Here is a 2,723-nt window from a genome sequence, read left to right on the forward strand (position 1 = left end):
GGGCCGCCGGTGGAGCGCGTGGGCTCGGTGCCGGTTCCAAAGATATATATTGGGGCTCTTCCAGCGTCGTGATTTTTGATGTGGTTAGGGGTGAGGTTGAGAAAGCGCGGGCGGCGAGGCATAGGAGGCTTATAGTGCTTGTGGGCTCTGACGATAGGAGGCTGGCGGAGGCCGTGGGAGAGGCGCTGAGGGGCTTTGAGGCGGCTGGCGGCGGGGGCACTGGGCTCTACATGTTCCAGCCGGAGTTCGCCGACGCAAATAAGCGGATGAACTACGTTAGAGACGTGCTGGAGGAGACTGGTTTGGAGGTGGAGTTCAGGCCATATAAAGACACGCCGAGGCTCCTCGGGACGACTTACGACTTCGCAGTCTTGGACCTGGTAAATGACTTGAAGCCTAATGACGTGGGGAGGCTGGGCGGCGTGGTTAGAGGCGGGGGGCTGTACGTGCTAATGGTGCCGCCGCTTGAGGCGTGGCGTAGGTACGTTACCAAGTTTCAATCCACCTTGCTGGTGCCGCAGTTCACCCCCAGCGACATTAGACACAGATTGAAGGAGAGGTTCTGGCGGAGCCTCTACACCCACAGGGGGGTGGTGGTTTACGACGTAGACCGCGGGGAGTTGCTCAAGTCTTCAGGCATAGAGGAGGTGGAGCCGTACGAGCCTAAGAAGCCGGCGCCCCCCGATAAGGCCGTCCTCCCTCTGAAGATCTACAGACTTGCCGCCACCCACGACCAGGTGGAGGTATTGAAGCTCTTTGAGATTTTCTACCAGAGGCCTAAGAAGAAGCAGGTACTCGTAGTAATTGCCGACAGGGGGAGGGGCAAGAGCGCCGCGCTGGGTCTGGGGCTGGCCGGCATTGGTCATAAGCTGAGGAAGGCCAAGGCCAGGGTGCAGATCGTGGTTAGCGCCATGGAGTACGGGAACTTGGAGACGCTTCTAGAATTCGCGCTGAGGGGGCTGGAGGCCCTCGGCTACAAGCCCGGCGTTGAGAAGGAGGGGGGCGAGATACGGTCCATCAAGGCGAGCGGCATCTTCATCGACGTGGTGACGCCATACATGTTGCTCAAGCGGGAAAACGCCGACGTCGTCGCCGTCGACGAGGCCGCTGCGGTGCCCCTCCCCGTGCTGTACGCCGTCCATAGGAAATTCGACAGGCTGGTGTTCGCCACGACGATACACGGCTACGAAGGGGCGGGGCGCGGCTTCTCCATAAGGTTCTTGAAGTATCTAAGGGAGTCTAGAGACACCGACGTACACCTCTACGAAATGGAGGAGCCGATTAGGTACGGCAGGGGGGATCCCGTCGAGGAGTGGCTCTTCGACACCTTCCTCCTAAACGCCGAGCCCGCCAAGGTGGCTCCAGAAGATCTTGAATACGTCAAGAGGAGGGAGGTGGTGTACCTAAAGGAGGAGGACGTCATGAAGAGCGAGGAGCTTTTTAGACAGTTCTTCGGTATATACGTCCAGGCCCACTACCGCAACGAGCCCGACGACCTCGGGATGTTGCTTGACGCACCCCACCACACCGCCCGCGCCCTCGCCCTCCCAAACGGGAAAGTCGTGGTGTCGGTAGAGCTGGCCTACGAGGGTGGGCTCGACGATCTTTCGATAGACCAGGCGCTGAGGGGGCTAAAGCTACCTGGCAACATCATACCAGATAGATTTCTCAAGTACTGGCGCCTCCCCGAATTCGCAAAGCTCAGGGGGTGGCGCATAGTGAGAATCGCCACGCACCCAGAGCTACAAGACATGGGCCTCGGCACAGTCATGTTGCAGAAGATCGAGGAGGAGGCTAGGGAGCTGGGCATGGACTACGTCGGCGTCGGCTTCGGCGTGTACGACCGGCTCTTGAGGTTCTGGGTGCGGAACGGCTACGTGCCGATTCACCTCTCCCCGGAGCGCAACCCCTCCTCCGGGGAGTACAGCGTCTTGCTTGTAAAGCCGCTGAACGAGAGGGCCGAGGCTTTTGTAAAGTACGCCAACGTTGAGTTTAGGCGCCGCCTCATCCACTCTCTCATGGGGCCCTACGTCGACCTCCTGCCGACGGAAGTCCAGTTGCTTCTAGAGGACTGGGGGTGGGACGTGGATGGGGCGCCCGCCTTATCTAAAAACCAGCTTGACAGACTCGTTGCCTATGCCTACGGCCCCATGACGTATGAAAATGTCACCGACGCCGTATATATGCTAGCCACGCAGTACTTCTACTCGTCGAAGAAGAGGAGACCGGCCCTTCCGGACGCCGCCGTGCGCATATTAATCAGCAAGGTGCTCCAGGCAAGGCCTTGGAAGGAGGCCGCCGAGGCCGCGGGCGTTAGGAGGGGAGACTTGATGCTTATTTTGAGAGAAGTGGTTAAAGTCCTGCTGTTTTACTACTACGGCGGCGAGTTTGAAGTACCCCTATTCGTCGTCGGCACGGTGAAGGGTAAGGACTAGGAAGGGGAGCCCATCGCCACTGCGATTGCTAGGAATATAGCCAGGGCGCCGGCCATCTGTCTCGGGCTCAGCGGCTCTATCCCGGTGAATTTTGCGTAGAGCTGAGTAACGAGGGGCGACACGGAGACAAGTATTGTGGAGAGGGCTAGGCCAACCCTCTCTACTGAGTAGGCGAACAGCGCCGAGCCGAGGCCGAGGTCGAGGAGAGACGCCGCGGCGAAAAGCGGCGACTTGACAACCCTCAGCCTCCCCCTCGCCGCGAGGTATAGCGCCATGAATAGACAGGCG

At 59.6% G+C, this 2,723-nt stretch carries 2 protein-coding genes; one reads left to right on the forward strand and one right to left on the reverse strand.

The window, feature by feature from the left end; all coding sequences use genetic code 11:
* The first annotated feature begins 68 nt into the window (after positions 1 to 68).
* Positions 69 to 2,435 (forward strand): tRNA(Met) cytidine acetyltransferase TmcA, encoded by a 2,367-nt coding sequence (locus tag ACP5J3_RS12630; protein WP_428496010.1) that lies wholly within the window; start codon positions 69 to 71, stop codon positions 2,433 to 2,435.
* On the opposite strand, the gene ACP5J3_RS12635 is transcribed toward ACP5J3_RS12630, so the two are convergent.
* Positions 2,432 to 2,723 (reverse strand): EamA family transporter (locus ACP5J3_RS12635; RefSeq protein WP_428496011.1); only part of this gene is annotated, 292 nt, incomplete at its 5' end. The genes ACP5J3_RS12630 and ACP5J3_RS12635 overlap by 4 nt on opposite strands.

Source organism: Pyrobaculum sp. (assembly GCF_049971835.1).
In the GTDB taxonomy this organism is placed as follows: Archaea; Thermoproteota; Thermoprotei; order Thermoproteales; family Thermoproteaceae; genus Pyrobaculum.